This window comes from Pseudooceanicola profundus, from assembly GCF_054919315.1.
In genome coordinates, this window is record NZ_CM142898.1 from 3,062,034 (window position 1) to 3,079,284 (window position 17,251).

The 17,251-nt window shown below is 69.1% G+C and carries 15 protein-coding genes and 1 tRNA gene; 6 read left to right on the plus strand and 10 right to left on the minus strand.

All coding sequences use genetic code 11. From position 1 onward, the window contains the following. Positions 1 to 27 precede the first annotated feature (27 nt). Complete coding sequence (locus tag ACX9MO_RS14130; RefSeq protein WP_462212295.1) at positions 28 to 1,623, plus strand: hypothetical protein; 1,596 nt, start codon at positions 28 to 30, stop codon at positions 1,621 to 1,623. Positions 1,624 to 2,120: 497 nt separating this feature from the next. On the opposite strand, the gene ACX9MO_RS14135 is transcribed toward ACX9MO_RS14130, so the two are convergent. The 6 genes from ACX9MO_RS14135 to ACX9MO_RS14160 all read right to left on the minus strand — a co-directional run bounded on the left by ACX9MO_RS14135 (position 2,121) and on the right by ACX9MO_RS14160 (position 6,877). Further along, the gene (locus ACX9MO_RS14135; protein ID WP_222489331.1) at positions 2,121 to 2,516 is read right to left on the minus strand and encodes a (R)-mandelonitrile lyase; all 396 of its coding nucleotides are present in this window, start codon (positions 2,514 to 2,516) and stop codon (positions 2,121 to 2,123) included. A gap of 23 nt (positions 2,517 to 2,539) precedes the next feature. Then, complete coding sequence (locus ACX9MO_RS14140) at positions 2,540 to 3,175, minus strand: NADPH-dependent F420 reductase (protein WP_462212296.1); 636 nt, start codon at positions 3,173 to 3,175, stop codon at positions 2,540 to 2,542. Between the two features lie 309 nt (positions 3,176 to 3,484). Beyond that, on the minus strand, positions 3,485 to 4,240 hold the full coding sequence (locus ACX9MO_RS14145) for a carboxymuconolactone decarboxylase family protein (protein WP_462212297.1): 756 nt from the start codon (positions 4,238 to 4,240) through the stop codon (positions 3,485 to 3,487). A 164-nt stretch (positions 4,241 to 4,404) separates the two neighbouring features. Next, the gene (locus tag ACX9MO_RS14150) at positions 4,405 to 5,334 is read right to left on the minus strand and encodes a LysR family transcriptional regulator (RefSeq protein WP_261397809.1); all 930 of its coding nucleotides are present in this window, start codon (positions 5,332 to 5,334) and stop codon (positions 4,405 to 4,407) included. A 72-nt stretch (positions 5,335 to 5,406) separates the two neighbouring features. Beyond that, complete coding sequence (locus ACX9MO_RS14155; RefSeq protein ID WP_462212298.1) at positions 5,407 to 6,438, minus strand: PQQ-dependent sugar dehydrogenase; 1,032 nt, start codon at positions 6,436 to 6,438, stop codon at positions 5,407 to 5,409. Next, positions 6,428 to 6,877: a (R)-mandelonitrile lyase gene (locus ACX9MO_RS14160; protein WP_462212299.1), complete on the minus strand. Its 450-nt coding sequence runs from the start codon at positions 6,875 to 6,877 to the stop codon at positions 6,428 to 6,430. Before ACX9MO_RS14160 ends, ACX9MO_RS14155 begins: the two co-directional genes overlap by 11 nt. 374 nt (positions 6,878 to 7,251) lie before the next feature. Here ACX9MO_RS14160 and ACX9MO_RS14165 point away from each other — a divergent pair, with 374 nt between their 5' ends. The 3 genes from ACX9MO_RS14165 to ACX9MO_RS14175 are packed head-to-tail and all read left to right on the plus strand — an operon-like array spanning position 7,252 to position 10,258. Continuing rightward, positions 7,252 to 7,698 carry a (2Fe-2S)-binding protein gene (locus ACX9MO_RS14165; protein ID WP_462212300.1) on the plus strand — a complete coding sequence of 149 codons (447 nt, stop codon included), beginning with the start codon at positions 7,252 to 7,254 and terminating at the stop codon, positions 7,696 to 7,698. Positions 7,699 to 7,709: 11 nt separating this feature from the next. Further along, the gene (locus ACX9MO_RS14170) at positions 7,710 to 9,887 is read left to right on the plus strand and encodes a xanthine dehydrogenase family protein molybdopterin-binding subunit (protein WP_462212301.1); all 2,178 of its coding nucleotides are present in this window, start codon (positions 7,710 to 7,712) and stop codon (positions 9,885 to 9,887) included. A gap of 8 nt (positions 9,888 to 9,895) precedes the next feature. After that, the gene (locus ACX9MO_RS14175; protein ID WP_462212302.1) at positions 9,896 to 10,258 is read left to right on the plus strand and encodes a c-type cytochrome; all 363 of its coding nucleotides are present in this window, start codon (positions 9,896 to 9,898) and stop codon (positions 10,256 to 10,258) included. Between the two features lie 157 nt (positions 10,259 to 10,415). Here the strand turns inward: ACX9MO_RS14175 and ACX9MO_RS14180 are convergent, their stop codons facing one another. Next, positions 10,416 to 11,279: an aldo/keto reductase gene (locus ACX9MO_RS14180; protein WP_462212303.1), complete on the minus strand. Its 864-nt coding sequence runs from the start codon at positions 11,277 to 11,279 to the stop codon at positions 10,416 to 10,418. A 369-nt stretch (positions 11,280 to 11,648) separates the two neighbouring features. Next, positions 11,649 to 11,846, minus strand: coding sequence for a hypothetical protein (locus ACX9MO_RS14185; RefSeq protein WP_222489337.1), 198 nt, complete (start codon positions 11,844 to 11,846; stop codon positions 11,649 to 11,651). Positions 11,847 to 12,359: 513 nt separating this feature from the next. Between ACX9MO_RS14185 and ACX9MO_RS14190 the strand changes: the two genes are divergently transcribed. Further along, positions 12,360 to 14,387 carry a bifunctional DedA family/phosphatase PAP2 family protein gene (locus ACX9MO_RS14190; RefSeq protein WP_462212304.1) on the plus strand — a complete coding sequence of 676 codons (2,028 nt, stop codon included), beginning with the start codon at positions 12,360 to 12,362 and terminating at the stop codon, positions 14,385 to 14,387. Between the two features lie 53 nt (positions 14,388 to 14,440). Here ACX9MO_RS14190 and ACX9MO_RS14195 read toward each other — a convergent pair whose 3' ends face one another. Then, positions 14,441 to 16,000: a hypothetical protein gene (locus ACX9MO_RS14195; RefSeq protein WP_462212305.1), complete on the minus strand. Its 1,560-nt coding sequence runs from the start codon at positions 15,998 to 16,000 to the stop codon at positions 14,441 to 14,443. A 359-nt stretch (positions 16,001 to 16,359) separates the two neighbouring features. Beyond that, positions 16,360 to 16,435 (minus strand) — tRNA-Thr (locus ACX9MO_RS14200). A gap of 307 nt (positions 16,436 to 16,742) precedes the next feature. On the opposite strand from ACX9MO_RS14200, the gene ACX9MO_RS14205 reads away from it, so the two are divergent. Next, complete coding sequence (locus ACX9MO_RS14205; RefSeq protein WP_261397811.1) at positions 16,743 to 17,237, plus strand: hypothetical protein; 495 nt, start codon at positions 16,743 to 16,745, stop codon at positions 17,235 to 17,237. Positions 17,238 to 17,251: the final 14 nt, after the last annotated feature.

Consider the following 17,251-nt stretch of genomic DNA (forward strand, 5'->3'; position numbering starts at 1 on the left):
TTGGGGTCGGGGAGGCGCGGGGGACCGATGGCAAAGGACACGGCGGGCAGGGTGACGCTCGATCTGGTCGGTCACTTCAGGGTGACGGGACCGGATGGCGCGGACTGCACGCCGGTCAGCCAGAAGGCGCAGGCCGTGCTGGCCCTGCTGGCCACGGGCGGCGGGCTGCGCCGAACCCGCGCCTGGCTTCAGGACAAGCTCTGGAGCGAGAGCGACCGCGAACAGGGCGCTGCCAACCTGCGGCAGGCGCTGGCCACGATCCGCCGCGCGCTGGGGCCGCATCGCGACCTGCTGCAGGCCAACCGGGTGTCGGTCTGGCTGGAGGCGGCGCAGGTCGAGCTTCGCCCCGCGCCGGCGCTCTGGCGCGGGGCCGCCTTCCTCGAAGGGCTCGACGTGCCCGACAGCGAATTCAACCTCTGGCTTCAGGGGCGGCGCGGAGAGGAGGGGGCCACGCCCGCCGCCGCTGCACCGCACACGCCGCCGCAGGGGTGGCACGTGGCGCTGCTGGGATGGGACGGGGCCACCGCCGAGGCCTTCCACCTGCAGAGCGAGTTCCTCGCGATCCTCACGCGCAACCTGTCCGAATACGGCGAGGTGCGGATCGGCTACGATGCCCCCGAGGTGCCCGATGCCCATACGCTCGTGGTCGAGGTCCGGGCCGCGCAGGCCGGGGGCGATGCGGGCATTTCCTTCCGCGCCACGGCCCGGCGCGCCCTGTCCGGCCACGTGCTCTGGACCGAGACGGCGCGGGTCGGCGGCGGATCGGATTTCCTCAGCTCCGACAGCCAGCTTCTGGGGCTGGCCTTCCGGGTGCAATCGGCGCTGGTGCAGGCAATCGAGCGTGACGCGGGGCGCGAGAACACGGGCTTCCTGCTGGGGCCCGTGATCGCCGGGGTCTTCTCGTTCCGGCCTGACCGGGTGAAGCAGGCCCGCGCTGTGCTGGAGAGCCACGAGGTGCCGGACCTCGCGGGGACGATCATGGGCTGGCGTGCGCAGACCTCGATCATCGAGCTGATCGAACGGTTCGAACCGGACGAGCAGCTCTGCGTCGAGCAGGGGCTGGAATATGCCGCGCGCGCCGTGGAGGCGGACACGATGAATTCCATGGTCCTCTCGGCGGCGGCCAATGCCAATGTCCTGCTGGGCTGGAATGCCGAGGCCGGGTCCGAGCTGGCCAGCATGTCGATCCGGGTGAACCCGTCGAACCCGCTGAGCTGGATCGCCTACGCGATTGCCGCGCTCTACGCGGACAAGCCGCGCATGGCCAAGGAGGCGGCGCAGACGGCGGCGAAACTGGCGCAGCGGACCCATCTCTATTTCTGGTGCGAGTTCCATGTCGGCCTCTCCGCGCTGCAGCTGAACGAGCTTGACGAGGCCTGCCGCTCCTTCGAGACGGTCGCGGCCCTTGCGCCCGAGTTCCGGCCGCCGCTGCGCTACCTGCTGGCGGCCTATGCCAGCCGCAGGGATTACGAGCGCGCGGGCCGGGTGCTGGCGCGGCTGCGCGCGCTGGAGCCCGATTTCACGCTGGAGGCCTTCGTCTCCGACCGGGAGTACCCTGTGACGTTGGCCCGTCGCCTGGGCCTGCTGGAGCCCGAGGCCTTCGCGCCCATGCTGCGCGCGTGATCCGGCACCCGCCGGGGTCGGCATGGCGTCGGCGGCGACGCGGTGCGTGGCGGGCAGGGCACGGGGGCTGCAGGCGGTGGTCTGTCGTGGGGAAAGTCCGAATTGCCCCGGCCACCCAGTTCCGATCTCTCGACATGTGCCTCCGCGGGACACGGCATGGCGACAGCCTGAGACCGTCTGAATGGTCCGGGGCAGGGGATGCTGAAATAACTTCATCTAGACTTTCGTATCGAAATGACCGCCCCGGGTCTGATGCCCGGGGTCGGACAAGACGATCCTGCGCCACCCTGCGTGATCGCAGCGTGAATCCGTGAGGCGTCAAGCGATTGACGGCTGTCTGGCTGATGGGGGGCGTCGTGCGGATCGTGCCTTGCGGCTGCCCGTGGCGATCCGGACGCGGTGTTGCCGGCCCCGGGTCTGGCGGTCGCAGGCCCGGCGCCGCGCGACGCGGACAGGAGGCGGGGGGCAGGGCGCGCGCGGTGCCCTGCCGGGACGGCTCAGCCGTTGTAGTCTTCGTCGGCGACCTTTTCCATCCAGGTGACGGGCGAGCCGTTGATGCTTTCCTGGATGGCGATGTGGCTCATCGCGGTCTCGGCCGAGGCCCCGTGCCAATGCTTCTCGTCTGCGGGGAAGAAGACCACGTCGCCCTGGGTCACTTCCTCGACCGGTCCGCCTTCGCGCTGCACGCGGCCGCGGCCGAAGGTGATGATGATGGTCTGACCCGCGGGATGGGTGTGCCACGCGGTGCGCGCGCCGGGCTCGAAGGTCACATGGGCGCCCGAGGTGCGGCCGGGTTCGTCCGCCTGGAACAACGGGTCGACGCGCACGGTGCCGGTGAACCAGTCCGCGGGGCCGGGGTTGGAGGGCGCGCTGCCGGAACGGATGATTTTCATGGGAAGGGTCCTTTCTCTGCGTCTCAGCGCAGTTTCGTGAATCTGTAGGTCCAGGACGCGGGGCCGGGCTGGACGTAGGCCAGTTCCACCGTCGCCATGGCGAAGGGTTCGACATAGCGGGCATTGCGCAGCCCACCGGTGTCCTGCGGGTCGAAGCCCACGTCGCTGGCAAGGGCGAAGGCCACCTCCTTGGCGCCTGCGTCGTCGCCGTAGATCATGACATGGGGTGGCTCGATCTGCCCCTTGCGGGCGTGGACCGGGAAGAAGCTCTCCGACGGCGTGGTCGAGAAGGCCGAGACCCAGCGGGCCCCGGGCCGCAGCTTCAGCAGCTCTTCCGCGCCCGAGGACGTCCGCCCCACCACGAGGTCGCGGTCGGCAGCGTCGAGCGGGATGCAGCAGTTGAGGACGATCTTGCCGTCGAGGTCACCGGCCTCGGCCAGCACCTCGGCGGTGCGGGACCAGTGGACCGCCAGCAGCAGGGCATCTGCCTCCGCGACCGCCTCGGCGATCGTGCCGGCCCGCGCGCCCGCCTCGCTGGCGAGCCGGTCGAGCTTCGTGCGGCTGCGGGCATAGGCAAAGGTCACGTCATGGCCCTCCGATGCCCAGATCTGGCCGAGTTTGCCGCCCATGAGGCCGGAGCCGAGGATACCGATCTTCATCTGTGTCGTCCTGTTCCGCGTGCGGGCCCGAAGACCGCCGCTGTCGTCATCTTCTGTGGTCTTGCGCGCCGCTCTCTCAGCAGCACGATAACGGGGATCTGGTCCTCTGTCCCCGGATCGTAAATGGCGCATCAAGGCAGGACAGTCATGAGGCCTGCTCATCTATTGCCGGTTTGTCGGGGCGGCGGGCCTGCCTCGGCCGAAGGTGAGCCGGGCCGTTCCGGGGCGCGCGTGCCCCGGACGGACAAAAAGGGCCCGCCGTGGCGGGCCCGGGAAAGGGCAGCGTATCTGCCGGAAAAACCTTTCGGATCAGCGGCTTTCGAAGACCTGCTTGGCCACGGGCATGGCCGAGAAGACCTTGGGCCAGCCGGCGTAGAAGGCGAGGTGCGAGAGCATGGCCCCTGCTTCTTCCTGCGTCAGGCCGTTGTCCATGGCGCGGTTCAGGTGGAAGGTCATCTGTTCGGGTTGACCGGCGGCGATCAGGGCGGCGACGGTCACAAGGCTGCGATCACGGGGCGCGAGGTCCGGGCGCAGCCAGAGGTCGTTGAAGAGGATGTCGCGGGTGGTGGCGACGACGCCGGGCGAGACATTGGCGAAGTTGCTTTGAACGGTCTCTTCGCGCGCGGCTTCGGCCTCTTCGTTCAGGGGCAGGAAGTCGACCTCGGCGCCGGGCAGGTCGGTGGCGGCAATGCCGCGGTCCTCGTAGATCGGGGCCATGGCCTCGGCGGCGGCGGTGGCATTGCCCCAGCCGGTGTAGAAGGCGAGGTGGGTGATCGTCTCGGAGAGTTCTGCAGGGGTCACGCCCGCATCCAGCGCCAGTTCGACGTAGGCGCCGAGGGACTCGGTCTCATGGCGGGTCATCAGCGCGGCGAAGGTCACCAAGGCGCGGTCCCGCACCGAGAGGGCCTCGTCGCTCCAGACCGCGCCCATGAGGTCATCGGTGCTGTAGGCTTGCAGTGCGGGGGCAACGCGGGCCACGGCGTCGGGAAAGGTGGTGGCCACGTCCTGCGCCTGTGCGCCGGTGGCTGCGAATGCGATGGCCGAAGCCGCGAGATGCTTTTTCATAGGTCTCTCCTGGATTGGTCGGTCGTGCGTCCAGAAGAGGTGGGGGCGATCCGCCGCAGGTTAATGCCGTGGCACCCGATGCCAGTCATGATGCATCTTCATCAATGGCTTAGTCCGGGGCTGAACGGCGCTCAGGTCGGCCCCTGGCCGGGGCCCGGCCGGGCTCAGCCGCGTTCGCGCAGCGCGTCCAGCACGATCTGGAAGGCCGAGGACGGCCGCTGCCGGCTGGGGTAGTAGAGGTGAAAGCCCGGGAAGGAGGGGCAGAAGGCATCGAGACAGGTGCGCAGCCGCCCGGCGGCCAGATCGGCCTCGGCCAGCCGCTCGGGCACGAGGGCGAGGCCATGGCCGTCCACCGCCGCCCGCAGCACCGGGTTGATCGTGTTGAAGCAGAGCTGACCGCTGACCTTCACCCGGATCTCATTGCCCTCTGCGTCCTCGAACTCCCAGGCGTAGAGCGCGCCATGGGTCGAGAGCCGCAGGTTGACGCAGCGATGTTCGGTCAGGTCCTGGGGCACCTCGGGTGCGCCCATCTCGTCGAAGTAGCCGGGCGCGCCGACGCAGATCATGCGCTCGTCCGGGCCGATGCGCATGGCGATCATCCCGTCGCTCACCTGGTCGCCGTAGCGCACACCTGCGTCGCATTGCGACGCGGCAAGGTCGGTGAAGCCATAATCCATGACCAGCTCGATGTTCACCGCGGGGTAGTCTTTCAGCACCGGCGAGAGCTTGGGCCAGAGCAGGCTTTCGATGGCATATTCCACGGCCACGATCCGCACCGTGCCGGTGGGCTGGTTGCGCGCATCGTTGAGGGCCAGCAGCCGGGCCTCGATCTTCTCGAAGCAGGGGTTGAGCGTGGCCAGCAGGTCCTCGCCCTCCAGCGTCGGCGCGACGGAGCGCGTGGTCCGCGTCAGCAGGCGCATCCCGAGGCGCTGTTCCAGCCCCTTGATCGTGTGGCTGAGCGCCGATTGCGAGACGTTGAGCCGCGCGGCCGCCTTGGTGAAGCTGCGCTCCTCGGCCACGGCAGCCAATGCGATGAGGTCGTTGATATTCTCGCGGAGCATGAGGGACGTCTCGATCTGGTTTCGGTGGATCATCTGTGTCCTGCCGAAAATAGATGTGCGACATTCATAAGTCTAATCATCTGATTGCGAGACGTCCCTTCAGTGTCAATCGAGCCGGATCAGCCGGTCATCGGACGGCCCGTCGCGGCGCGGCGAGCGGTTGGTGGTGATCGCGAAGATGCCCTGCGGGGTGACGAGGACGTCGCGGATGCGATCACCCACATCCTGCGCGGTCGAGACCGCGCCCTGAGGCGTGATCGCAAGCACGGCACCGGCGCGCAGGCTGGCCAGAAGCAGGTGCCCGTCCTGCCATGCGAGGCCGGAGGGCGCCCATGTGCTGCGCCCGGAATGGGCCAGCGGGCGCTGCATCCCGTCGCGGGTTTCGTCGCCCTCGATCAGGTGCCAGCCGTAGTTTCTGCCCGCTTCGATGCGGTTCACTTCGTCGTTGCCGGACTGGCCATGTTCCGCGGCATAGAGCTGGCCGCTGTCATCCCACGCAAGGCCCTGGGGGTTCCGGTGCCCCAGCGAGTAGACCGGCGAGCCCGGGAAGGGGTTGTCCCGTGGGACAGCGCCATCGGGCGTCAGGCGCAGGATCTTGCCCGCGAGGCTTTCCATGTCCTGCGGTCGGGCGCGGTTCTCGGTCCAGCCGGTGGTGACGTAGAGCATCCCGTCGGGGCCGAAGGCCACGCGGCCGCCGTTGTAGAGCGGGTGGCCCGGGATGTCGTCCAGCAGCACGCGGGTCTCGTGCCAGGCTCCGTCGCGCAGTTCCGCCTCGATCACCCGGTTGGTCCGGGCGTCGGGGGTACCGGTGTGGTGGTAGAGAACGACCCGGCGGCTCCGGGGGAAGTCGGGCCGCAGGGCCAGCCCCAGAAGCCCGCCGCCCCTGTGGTTCAGGATCGGCGCGCTGGTGCGGACCGGCAAGCGCTGGAACTGGCCGTCCTCGAGGATGCCGAGGGTGCCGGCCTTCTCGGTCACGTAGAGCGTCTGGCCCTCCGCCTCGATATCCCAGGGGTAGTCGAGCCCGTCGATCAGCGTCTCGCTCGCTTCGGCCCTGCCTGGCAGAGCGGCGCTGAGGCTGACACCGACAAGCGCGGCCCCGAGGAGGCCGCGCAGGAGGGGCGAGGGGTTACTCGCCATGATAGTCTTCGTCGGAGACATGGTCGCCCCATGTCACGGCAGAGCCATCGACATTGGCCTGGATCGCGTAGTGCGACATGGCGGTGGTGTCGGTGGCGCCGTGCCAGTGTTCGACACCGGGCGGGCACCAGACCACGTCGCCGGCCTGGATCAGGATCTTCTCCTGCCCGCGCTCCTGGGTCCAGCCGGTGCCGGAGGTCACGACCAGCTTCTGGCCCGCGGGGTGGGTGTGCCACGCCGAACGCGCGCCGGGCAGGAAGGTCACGTGGCCGGCGCTGACATCATGCATGTCGGGGCCGAAGACCGGGGCCACGTAGGCGGTGCCGGTGAAGGTCTCGGCGGCGCCGATCTGCCCGCCGAGCTCGGCGGCCTTGGTCACGGTCATCTCTTGCGCGACCGAGGCGGAGCCTGCGGCGATCAGGAGGGCGGTGGCTGTCATAAGGGATTTCATGTCTGGTCGTCTCCGTTCGTTTCGAGAGGCGGCCGAAGGGCCTGCGGGCGGGCGGTGCCGCCACACGAGTGTCATGTAGGGGGCTGGGCGGGCTGCATAATGTCCGGCATTCCGCTAGCGATCATGAGGCGGTTTCATGAGTGTCCCGTGCCGATGTTTGGGGACGGGCCGGTGTGCGCGGTCCCGGCACGGTCCCTGGCCGTCCTGCGCGTCCCGACGCCCCGCGATTGATGAGCCCGCTTCATCACGACTATCGGGCCGGGGCCGATAGTCCGCCGGCGGTGGCTCTGGGATACTGGCGCAAAGCCCATGTCCCCGGGAGAGGTGCGTCTGCCGCGGGACCAGCCAGAAGGATTTGACGCATGAAGCTGACCGTCAACGGTACCGCGCGCGACGTCGACGTGGACCCCGATACCCCGCTGCTCTGGGTGATCCGCGAGGAGCTTGGCCTCACCGGCACGAAATACGGCTGCGGCATTGCGGCCTGCGGTGCCTGCACCGTGTTGGTGGACGGCGTGGCCACGCGCTCCTGCGTGACGCCCGCCGACAGTGTCGAGGGACTGGAGATCAGGACCATCGAGACCGTTGAAGAGACCGAGATCGGCCGCCGCGTCGTCGAGGCCTGGGTCGAGAACCAGGTTCCCCAGTGCGGCTACTGCCAGTCCGGCCAGGTGCTGGCGGCGACCGCGCTGCTGTCGGAAACCCCGGACCCCAGCGACGCCGACATTGAAGCCGCGATGACCAACCTGTGCCGCTGCGGCACCTACAACAAGATCCGCGCGGCCGTCCGCGCAGCGTCGGAGGCGTGAGCATGACCCGCATGGACCGACCCGCACACCGGGGCCCGATCAACGTCTCGCGCCGCGGCTTCCTTGCCGGTGCCGGGGGCCTCGTGCTGGCGACTGCGCTGCCGACCCGTGGCGTAAAGGCACAGACCGCCACGGCCGCCGAAGGCCCTGCCGTACCCGCCTATCTCGAACTGCGCGCCGATGGCACCGCGCTTCTGCGCAGCCCCTTCATCGAGGGGGGGCAGGGCATCTACACCGCCATGGCCCAGATCGTGGGCGAGGAACTGGACCTCGACCCCGCGGTCTTCTCGGTCGAGATCGCGCCTGCAGGCGGCCCCTTCGCGATCATGGGTGGCTACCGCCTAACCGGGGGCAGCATGTCGACCCGCACCGCCTATCCGCTGATGCGTCAGCTGGGCGCCGCCGCGCGGGCGATGCTGGTGCAGGCCGCCGCCTCCGAATGGGAGGTGGATGCCGCCACCCTGACGACGGAACCCGGCTTCGTCGTCGATCCAGCAAGCGGCAACCGCGCCGCCTACGGTGATCTGGCCGGGGCCGCCATGGACCTGCCGGTGCCCGCCGATACGGCGCTGAAGGATCCCGCCGAATTCCGCTGGATCAAGACCCCGATCCCCCGTCTCGACGTGCGCGACAAGTCCACCGGCAAGGCGCGCTATGCCATCGACGTGGAGGTCGACGGAATGCTGCTGGCCGCCGTCCAGCACGCGCCCCGGCTGGGCCTGACGCCCGCTGCCGTCACCAACCTGTCGGAGATCGAGGCCATGCGCGGCGTACACTCCGTGCACCTTCTGGATGGCGCCGTCGCCGTGGTGGCCGAGAAGTTCTGGCAGGCCCGCCGCGCGGTCGAAGCCGCCGAGGTCGACTGGACCGAGGGTGAGGCCAAGTGGCCGATGCCGGCCGGTTTCTCCTCCGCCGCCTTCCGTGAGACGCTGGCCTCGGCCACCGGCTCCCCGGTGCAGGTGGAGGCCGAGGGCGATGCTGCCGCCGCGCTGGAGGCCGCCGCGACGGTGGTCGAGGCGACCTATGATGCGCCCTTCGTGGTTCACGGTCAGCTGGAGCCGCCCTCCGCCACGGCGCGGTTCAACGACGACGGGACGCTGGACCTCTGGCTGCCGAACCAGGCGCCCGAGCAGTTCACCGGCGCCGCCGCCGCCGCCGCGGGGATCGACCCTGCGCAGGTGCGGCTGCACTCGCAGATGCTGGGCGGCTTCTTCGGGCGTCACTTCCTCTACGAGACCGCGAACCCCTTCCCGCAGGCCATCGCGCTGGCAAAGGCCGTCGGTCGCCCCGTCAAGCTGCTCTGGACCCGCGAGGAGGACTTCCTGCGTGATGCCCCCCGTCCGCTGGGTCTTGCGCGGTTCCGTGGCTCCGTGGGCCCCGAGGGGGTCACCGCGCTGGAGGCCATCGTGGCAGGCGAGGGGCCGACGCAGCGCTGGTACAACGCGCCCGCGGGCAGCGATCCCTCCGCGACCGAGGGCATCTCGGGCAAGAGCTATGCCATCGCCGATCGTTTCGTCGGCCAGATCCCCGTCGCGAACCCGGCGGTAATCGGCTACTGGCGCGCGGTCGGCCACTCGATGCATGACTTCATGTACGAGGGCTTCCTTGACGAACTGGCCGTGGCCGGCGGGCTCGACCCCTACGAGATGCGGCGGAACATGTTGCAGGGCAATGCCCGTCTCACCACGCTGCTGGAACGCGTCGCAGCGCTCTCTGGTGGCTGGCAGCCGGGCCCCTACGAGGTGGAGGGCACGCCCCGCGCCCGCGGCGTCGCCATGGCCTCGCCCTTCGGGTCCGAGGCGGCCTGCATTGCCGAGGTCTCGCTCGACGGGGGCGAGGTGAAGGTGCATCAGGTCTGGGTGGCCATCGACCCGGGCCAGATCGTGAACCCCGGGGTGATCGAGGCGCAGGTGCAATCCGCCGTGGCGCTGGGCGTTTCCGCGACGCTGGTCGAGGAGCTCGTCTACAAGAACGGCGCACCGACCGCACGCAATTTCGACGTCTACGAGGTGCTGCGCCCGGACCAGATGCCCGAGGTGCATGTCGCCATCGTCGAGAGCGGCGCGGCGATGGGCGGGGTGGGCGAACCGGGCCTGCCGGCCGTGCTGCCTGCCATTGTCAATGCGGTGGCCTCGCTCACCGGGCAGCGCATCCGCAGCCTGCCGCTGTCGAAACACAACTTCGGATGAGAGGGGCCATGACGATGACACGGGCCCTTCTCGCCACGCTTGCCGTGCTTGCGGCGGGTCCCGTTGCCGCTCAGGACATCGCGGCAGGCGAGACGACCTTCCGCCAGCGCTGCGCCGCCTGCCACACGGTGGACGGCGCCAACCGGACCGGGCCGACGCTTCTGGGCGTGGTGGGCCGCGAGGCCGGCAGCGTCGAAGGCTTTCGCTATTCCGGCGCCCTTGCCGACAGCGGACTGACGTGGAGCGCGGAGTTGCTGGAACAATTCCTCGAGAACCCGCGCGACATGGTGCGCGGCACGCGGATGGTGCAGCGCCTGCCCTCGGCCGAGGACAGGACCAACGTGGTGGGCTACCTCGCCACGCTGGAATGACCGCCGGGCGCACGAGGAAAAAGGGGGCGTGGCCGCAGGGCCGCGCCCCTTTTTTCATGGGCCGCGGAGCGGGCGGGTGGACACGAAAACGGCCGGAACGCGGGGGGCGCACCGGGCGTCTCCTGTCAGCCGCCTTGCCCGCGTCGGGGCAGGGCGATCAGAGCTTGCCGCCGTAGACCGGGAAGACGCTCGCGTCGCCGTAGTCCTTGATCTGCTCGATGGTCTTCAGCGTTTCCATGTCCGCGTCGGAAATCACGAAGTCCAGCTCGGCGTTGGATTTCATATGCGCGGGCGTCGCGGTCTTGGGCAGCGCCACGCAGCCCAGTTGCAGCACGTAGCGGATGCAGAGCTGCGGCACGGTCACGCCGTAAGTGTCGGCCATGGCCTTGATCTCGGCATTGTCGAGGATCTTGCCGTGGGCGATGGGCGAATAGGCCTCGACCAGCAGGCCGTTCGAGGTGGTGTAGTCGATCAGCTCGAAGGGCGTGTTGCTGACGTGGGCGAGGATCTGGTTCACCATCGGCTTGACGGTGGCGTTCTCCAGCAGGTTCGCGAGGTCTTCCTTCTGGAAGTTCGACACGCCGATGGCGCGGATCTTGCCTGCCTCGTAGGCCTCTTCCAGTGCCTTCCAGGCCGCGAGGTTGCCCTCGAAGAAGCGGTCTTCGCCGGCGAACTCCATCCACGGCTGCGGCGAGTGGATGATCATCAGGTCGATATAGTCGAGCCCGAGCGCCTCGAGCGAGCCCTCGATGGCGGCCTTCGCACCTGCGTAGTCCTTCACTTCGGCGGCGAGTTTGGTCTGGATGAAGAGCTCTTCGCGGGCGACGCCGCTGGCCTTGATGCCTGCGCCGACGCCGCGTTCGTTCTCATAGGCCTGCGCGGTGTCGATATGGCGATAGCCGATTTCGATCGCGGTGCGCACGGCCTCTGCAGCCTTGTCGTCCTCGATCATCCAGGTGCCGAGGCCCAGCTTGGGCACGGAGACGCCGTTGGCGAGGGTATAGGTTTCATCGAAAATCATGGGTCTGTCCTTTCTGACCGGCCCGGAGGCCGGGCTGTGCCCCTTGTCGGGGCGGCTCATGTCAGGGGAGATAGGCCCAAGGCCCCTGCCGGATAATCGCCGGATTATTCACCCTACTCATGAGAGGGCTGCATGAAACAGGGGGCAGCCGGTGTGACGGCTAGCGGCAGGCGCGCGGCAAGCGGCTGCCGCGACCGGACGCGCAGGGGGCGAGAGGGGACCGGGCATCCGCCGGACAGCTTCAACGGCGCGGGGGCCGGACCATGCCGGGTGGCGAGACCGGGGAGGCCGTCAAACGGGAACGGGCGGCCAGAGGGCCGCCCGTGTGCATGCGTGGTCCGTGCCGTTGAAGGCGTCCGGCGGGTGCGCTCACTCGGCCGCGAAAACGGTCGAGAACTTGCCGCACCAGTCGCCCGACTTGACCACCGGCCAGAAGCCGCGGCTGTCGGCGTCCTTCTGGGTCACCGGCGGGTTGGCGCGGCACAGGCCCGCGTCATCCAGCTGATGCGCCGAATTGGCGACGTGATCTTCGTAGAATGCGCAGGTCTTGCACGCTGCAGTTGCCATGGCTGCCTCCTGGGTGGCTGGGTAAGCTGTTTCGGAGATGGCTGGCTGGCGGAAAGCTGGCGGGCTGTCTGCGGTGGATGGAGAGCTGGCTGGCGCGGGGCTGGCGGGCTGTCTATCTCTTGCCCCCTATCTAGGGAGGCGCGCTGCCGGCGTCAATGAAAAAATGAATTAAATCAAATGGTTGAGTGTTTTGATTTGGCTTTTCAATCCGACGGAAACGCTCGGATTTGGCCAAGGCGATACCGCCAGACCTCTGCGCCCACAGGCGACCCGGGGGCAGGGCCCGTCGACGAAACGTCCTGAGCCACCGCCCGCCCGAGGCGATCCGTGGCCTTGCCCGGCTCAAGAGGCAGGCGTGCCGTCGCGATCGACACCGACCCGCCGGGCGCCCGCGCAACCGTGACCGGAACGCCCTTGATCCGACCGGAGAAATCGCGAGGCTGAGCACCGTTCCGCCCCGGAGGCGACAGCCGCCGCGGGGTGATCCTCTCCCGCCCGACAGACCGGATGCCCATGCACAGCTTTCTCTCGCATATCCTGCCGACGCTCGAATCCCTCGGGGTCTGGTCCTACTGGATCGTCGGCCTCTTCGCATTGCTCGAGGGCTGGTGGGTGACCGGTGTCCTTGCCCCGGGGACGCTGGTGGTGGATGCGGGCGGTGCGCTGGTGCGGCTGGGATACCTCGATTTCCTCGACCTCCTGTGGTTCGTGGCGGTGGGTGCCATTCTCGGCGGCGAACTCAGCTGGCAGACGGGGCGGTGGCTGGGCGGGCGGCTGCGCCTGCCGCAGGGCCGGACCTTCGCGCGGGCACAGGACCTCCTGCAGCGGCGCGGGCCCTTCGCGGTGGTGCTGGCCCGGTTCCTCGGCCCGGTCTCGGGGCTGGCGGCGCTGGCCGCGGTGCTCTCGGGCATGGGCCGTCGCCAGTTTGCGCTCTGGAACATCGTCGGGGGCATCGCCTATGCCCTCGTCCATGTCACCATGGGCTATGTCGCGGGGGATATCCTCGCGCGGATCGCCCCCTACCTGCCAAGGGTCGCGCTGCCGCTTGGGCTCTTTGCCGTGATCGTGGCCCTGACATGGGTGGTGACCCGGCATATCCGGCGCGGCTGGCCGCTGATCGTCGAGACGCTGGAGGGGCTGGCGCGGCATCTGTCGGACTGGCCGCCGGTGCAACGGCTGGCCGCGCGCTACCCCAAGGCGGCCGCCTTCCTTGCGCAGCGCCTGCATCTGGCCCACGGCGGCGGCCTCATGACCACGGCCATCGTGGTGCTGCTGATCTACCTTGCCGGGGTGTTCGTCGACAACGCCTTCGACCTGACCTTCCTGCCCGAAACCGCGGCGCTTGATGCCCGGATCGCGAACCTCGTCCATGCCTACTGGAGTGACGGCGGGCTGGCGATCGCGGGCTGGTTGACGCAACTGGGCCATGTGCCCGTCGCGACGACCGTGGCCGCCGGTGCGGTGGCCTTCTTCGCCCTCTGGGGGCGACCTGCGGCGGCCATCGGCCTCGCGGTGTCCGTCGCGGGCGACGCGGTGACGGTGACCCTGCTGAAGCTCGCCTTCGGCCGGGCGCGGCCGGAGCTCGGCTATTTCCTCGAAACCAGCCACAGCTTTCCCTCCGGCCATGCCGCGATCTCGGTCGCGCTCTATGCCTGCCTCTTCGTGCTGCTCTGGCGCGAGCGGTTCATCGGGCCGACCCTCGCCCTGATCGGGGGAACGACCGTGGCAGTGGGGATCGGCCTGACACGCATCTACCTGATCGAACACTACCTCTCGGACGTGCTGAACGGCTGGATCATCGGGGGCATCTGGCTGGTGATCGGCTTTGGCGTGACGGACAGGCTGCGCCGGACGCGCCTGCCGGCCCGCGCACCGCACAGGGGCATGGCCCTCGGCGTGGCCGCCCTCGCGCTGATCGCCGCAGGTTGGCTGGCGGTGGAGAAACGACCGGTCCTGAAACACGCGCAGACCGCCCCGCAGACCGTGGTTGCCGATGTGCAGGCGGCGGTGACCGACGGGACACTGCCGCTGGAGGTCGTCACGCTGACGGGGGAGGCCCTGCCGCCCGTCACGCTGATCGTCGAGGGGGCATCGCCCGAGGCGCTTGCCGACCGGCTGGTGGCCGCAGGATGGACGATGGTGCCCGCGCCCGGCGTGGCCTCCGTCTTCGCGGCCGTGAGGGGGGAGTTCACGACGCGGGCCCGGACCGATGCGACGGCGCTTCCCGCCTTCCGCGACGCCTTGCCCGCCGCCGTGACCCTGCGCGCCCCCGGGGGAGAGAGTATCCTGCGGCTCTGGTCTGCGGGGCGGGGGCCGGGAGGGGAGGAGGCAGGAGAGGAGATCGTGGCCGGGGCCTTCTCACCCGAGGGCGATCCTCAGGCCTGGTCGGAGGAGAGGGTGCGCCGCGATGTACTCTCGTTGCTGCCCGGCGCGGTGCAGGGCGTGGCAACGGAGCCGCGGCACGGCCGGACCGACCTTCACGGCACGCCCTGGAGCACCGGGGGCCAGCTTGCGCTGCTCAGGCTGCCGTCCGATCCCTGACCCTCTGGCGCGACGGAGGGCGCGTCGCCTGACACGTCGCCGAGTCCCTGCCGCTAGGAGGACGGCGCGGCGTTGATGCGGTAGAGGTCGAAGCCCTCGTACGGGGGGCTGGAAAATATCTTCTCCCCGAGGATCGGGGGCGCGGCCTGCCCGGAGTAGGTCTCGAGCATCCGGACGTTCAGGGGCCAGTCCGCGAAATGCGTGGCGCCCACCGACCGAAGATACTGCGCCAGCCGGTGATCCTCGATCGCACGCTTCGCGTCGCCGTTCACCACCCCGTCAAGGTTCACCACGCGCAGCCCCGCCTTGGCGTATCGGGGGGCACCGGCCCACCATGTGAGCGCCCCCGATTGCATGGCGGCAATCGTCGCCCCCTCCGGCAACTGGTCGAGGATCTCGATGGCGTAGCGCGCATAGCCGCGGTCCGGGCGGTCTTCTGCGGTGCGGGAGAGCTCCCAGACCTGCGCGAGCGCGACCATGAGGACCGCCAGACCACCGGCAAGCGGCACGGCGCTGCGGCGCGAGCCGTCGGGACCGGACAGCGCCGCATGGCCGGCGAGGGACAGCAGCATGGCGCAGAACACGAAGACGGGAGACAGGTAGCGGTCAAAGAACCAATAGGCGGGCAGGTAGAAGGTGTAGAGCGTAATGAAGGACACCGCCGATAGGGCCAGAACCACGGACAGCGACAGCCGCGGCTGGCGCAGGCAGGCTGCGAGGGGGAGGGCCGGGGCCGCCACGATCACGATGGTCCCCACCACGGGCACATCCGGCAGCACGAAGCGTCCGAGCGCGGAGGACAGCGACGTCAGGACCTGTGGAAAGCTGCTCAGCCCGCTGGTCATGTGAAAGTCGACGATCTGCCTGACCGCTGCACCGCTTTCCGGCAGGGGACCGCCGAAACGCAGGCAATAGAGCACCCAGGGCGCCACGGTGATCGCCGCGACAAGGGCCGTGATCCCGGTGCGGGCCGGGCCGATGCGCCGCAGCCCCCAGAGCGCCGCGGGGATCAGCAGCAGGACGCTGTCGATCCGCGCCAGCAGCGACAGGCCGGCAACAGCGCCCATCAGCACGATCCGCGGCAGCGCCGACTGGCGATCGGACCCCTGCAGCAGCCAGATGACGCAAAGCATCATGACCGCGGCGAGGGTCGTCTCCAACCCGTTGAGCGCATTTGCCGTGGTGGCCGGTGACAACGCGACCAGCGTGCCCGAGATCAGCCCGGCCCGGAGGGAGGCGGTCTCGCGCAGGACGATCATGCCCGCGAGCGCCGCGGCCACCGCGCCGAAGACCGCCGAGATCAGCACCGCGCCGAGCGTCAGCCCGTCCGGGCCCGTCGACAGGAAGAACACCGGCAGTTGAAAGAGCACGATCAGCGGCTGGAACCCGGAGGTGGGAATAACGCCGTCCACGCTCGCGCCATGGCCCGCGAAGAGGCTCCGGGCGATCGACAGCGTGTAATAGGTGTCGTCGGGCAGGAAGCGCTCGTCGATCGACAGCAGTCCCCGCCCGAGAAACCCGGCGCTTGCGCAGAGCGACAGGATGACCGCACCGGCCGCGACTGTGCGCGCGTCGGAACGCGTTCCGCGTTGCCGTTCTCTCGACCTCGACATGTTCAAGCTGACCTGCGCTCCGTGTTGCTTTTGGTCCGGCGGCGGGGCCTCGACGCGTGGCGCCCGCGGTTTCCATCGCCACGGGCTCAATCCTTAGCGAAGACGCCGGGCGGTCTCCAGACCCGGGGCGGTCGACAGGAGATCAGGCTTTGGTCTTCGGGGGGCACCCGGGCGGTTGGGACCCACCAGAAGGCGGCGCGGGACGCCGAGCCAGATGATCAGGCGTCGTGCCCGCCGGAGCCTGCCGGGGGCCATCAACTGGAAATGCTTTTCGGGCGCGCGTCAGCCATAACAGAGACAGGCACCTATCTGGGCTGCCGGGGGCAACCCTCTGTTTCTCAGGCAATTTTTCGGATGTATGGTGCCGGCAGAGGGACTTGAACCCCCGACCCCGAGATTACAAATCACGTGCTCTACCAGCTGAGCTATACCGGCGGTAGCGGCCACCTAGCATTGCCGCGCGACGGAGACAAGCGCGAAGGTGATCCGCCGCGCGCCGCAGGCAGTCGACGGACCCGCAGAGGGCAGGCTGGTAGGGGCCTCCCAGTCGCATCGCGGGCCGGGCAGGACGTGAAAACGCGTCGAAAGCCGTCGTGGATTAATCGACTTGTAAGCCTTCGCGGCAATGCTCCTCCCGGAACCGCAACTGGATTGGAGCCGGGACGTGATACGCCGCCTCATCTGCGCCGGGGCCCTCGGGCTCGCGGCCTGTGCTGCCCAGGCAGGGCAATACGACGCCATCATGCGTAGCTACGTCGAGACGGAGGTGCGCCGATGGGCGTCCGACCCGCTGCTGGTGGCGGCGGTCAGCACCCAGAACGCCGTGACCGAAGGCTATGACCAGGCGCAGATCGACGCGCTGGAGGCGCAATGGGCGGCCCAGGCAGGCCAGTCCGACCAGCCGCTCATCGCGCAGGTGACGACGGGGCCGGCGGCAGAGTTCCTGCGCCAGCAGGTCACCGCTTCGGGCGGCATCCTTGCCGAGGTGATCCTGATGGATGCCCGTGGGCTGAACGTCGCCAGCAGCGGCGAGACGAGCGACTACTGGCAGGGCGAGGAGGCGAAATACCTCGAAACCTATCCCAACGGGCCCGGCGCCATGCATTTCGGGGAGGTCGAATTCGACGAGAGCGTGCAGGGCTATGTCGGGCAGGTGTCCTTTAGCTTCGTGGCGCCGGACAGCGGGCAGGTGATCGGGGCGATCACCGTCGGGTTGAACGCTGAGATGCTGTTCTGAGAACCGCCGGGCTG

Excerpts from the sequence above, each read along its gene's own strand:
- ACX9MO_RS14130 (WP_462212295.1), top strand. The coding sequence starts at position 28 with ATGGCAAAGGACACGGCGGGCAGGGTGACGCTCGATCTGGTCGGTCAC.
- ACX9MO_RS14135 (WP_222489331.1), bottom strand. The coding sequence starts at position 2,516 with ATGAAAATCATCCGTTCCGGCAGCGCGCCCTCCAACCCCGGCCCCGCG.
- ACX9MO_RS14140 (WP_462212296.1), bottom strand. The coding sequence starts at position 3,175 with ATGAAGATCGGTATCCTCGGCTCCGGCCTCATGGGCGGCAAACTCGGC.
- ACX9MO_RS14145 (WP_462212297.1), bottom strand. The coding sequence starts at position 4,240 with ATGAAAAAGCATCTCGCGGCTTCGGCCATCGCATTCGCAGCCACCGGC.
- ACX9MO_RS14150 (WP_261397809.1), bottom strand. The coding sequence starts at position 5,334 with ATGATCCACCGAAACCAGATCGAGACGTCCCTCATGCTCCGCGAGAAT.
- ACX9MO_RS14155 (WP_462212298.1), bottom strand. The coding sequence starts at position 6,438 with ATGGCGAGTAACCCCTCGCCCCTCCTGCGCGGCCTCCTCGGGGCCGCG.
- ACX9MO_RS14160 (WP_462212299.1), bottom strand. The coding sequence starts at position 6,877 with ATGACAGCCACCGCCCTCCTGATCGCCGCAGGCTCCGCCTCGGTCGCG.
- ACX9MO_RS14165 (WP_462212300.1), top strand. The coding sequence starts at position 7,252 with ATGAAGCTGACCGTCAACGGTACCGCGCGCGACGTCGACGTGGACCCC.
- ACX9MO_RS14170 (WP_462212301.1), top strand. The coding sequence starts at position 7,710 with ATGGACCGACCCGCACACCGGGGCCCGATCAACGTCTCGCGCCGCGGC.
- ACX9MO_RS14175 (WP_462212302.1), top strand. The coding sequence starts at position 9,896 with ATGACGATGACACGGGCCCTTCTCGCCACGCTTGCCGTGCTTGCGGCG.
- ACX9MO_RS14180 (WP_462212303.1), bottom strand. The coding sequence starts at position 11,279 with ATGATTTTCGATGAAACCTATACCCTCGCCAACGGCGTCTCCGTGCCC.
- ACX9MO_RS14185 (WP_222489337.1), bottom strand. The coding sequence starts at position 11,846 with ATGGCAACTGCAGCGTGCAAGACCTGCGCATTCTACGAAGATCACGTC.
- ACX9MO_RS14190 (WP_462212304.1), top strand. The coding sequence starts at position 12,360 with ATGCACAGCTTTCTCTCGCATATCCTGCCGACGCTCGAATCCCTCGGG.
- ACX9MO_RS14195 (WP_462212305.1), bottom strand. The coding sequence starts at position 16,000 with ATGTCGAGGTCGAGAGAACGGCAACGCGGAACGCGTTCCGACGCGCGC.
- ACX9MO_RS14205 (WP_261397811.1), top strand. The coding sequence starts at position 16,743 with ATGCGTAGCTACGTCGAGACGGAGGTGCGCCGATGGGCGTCCGACCCG.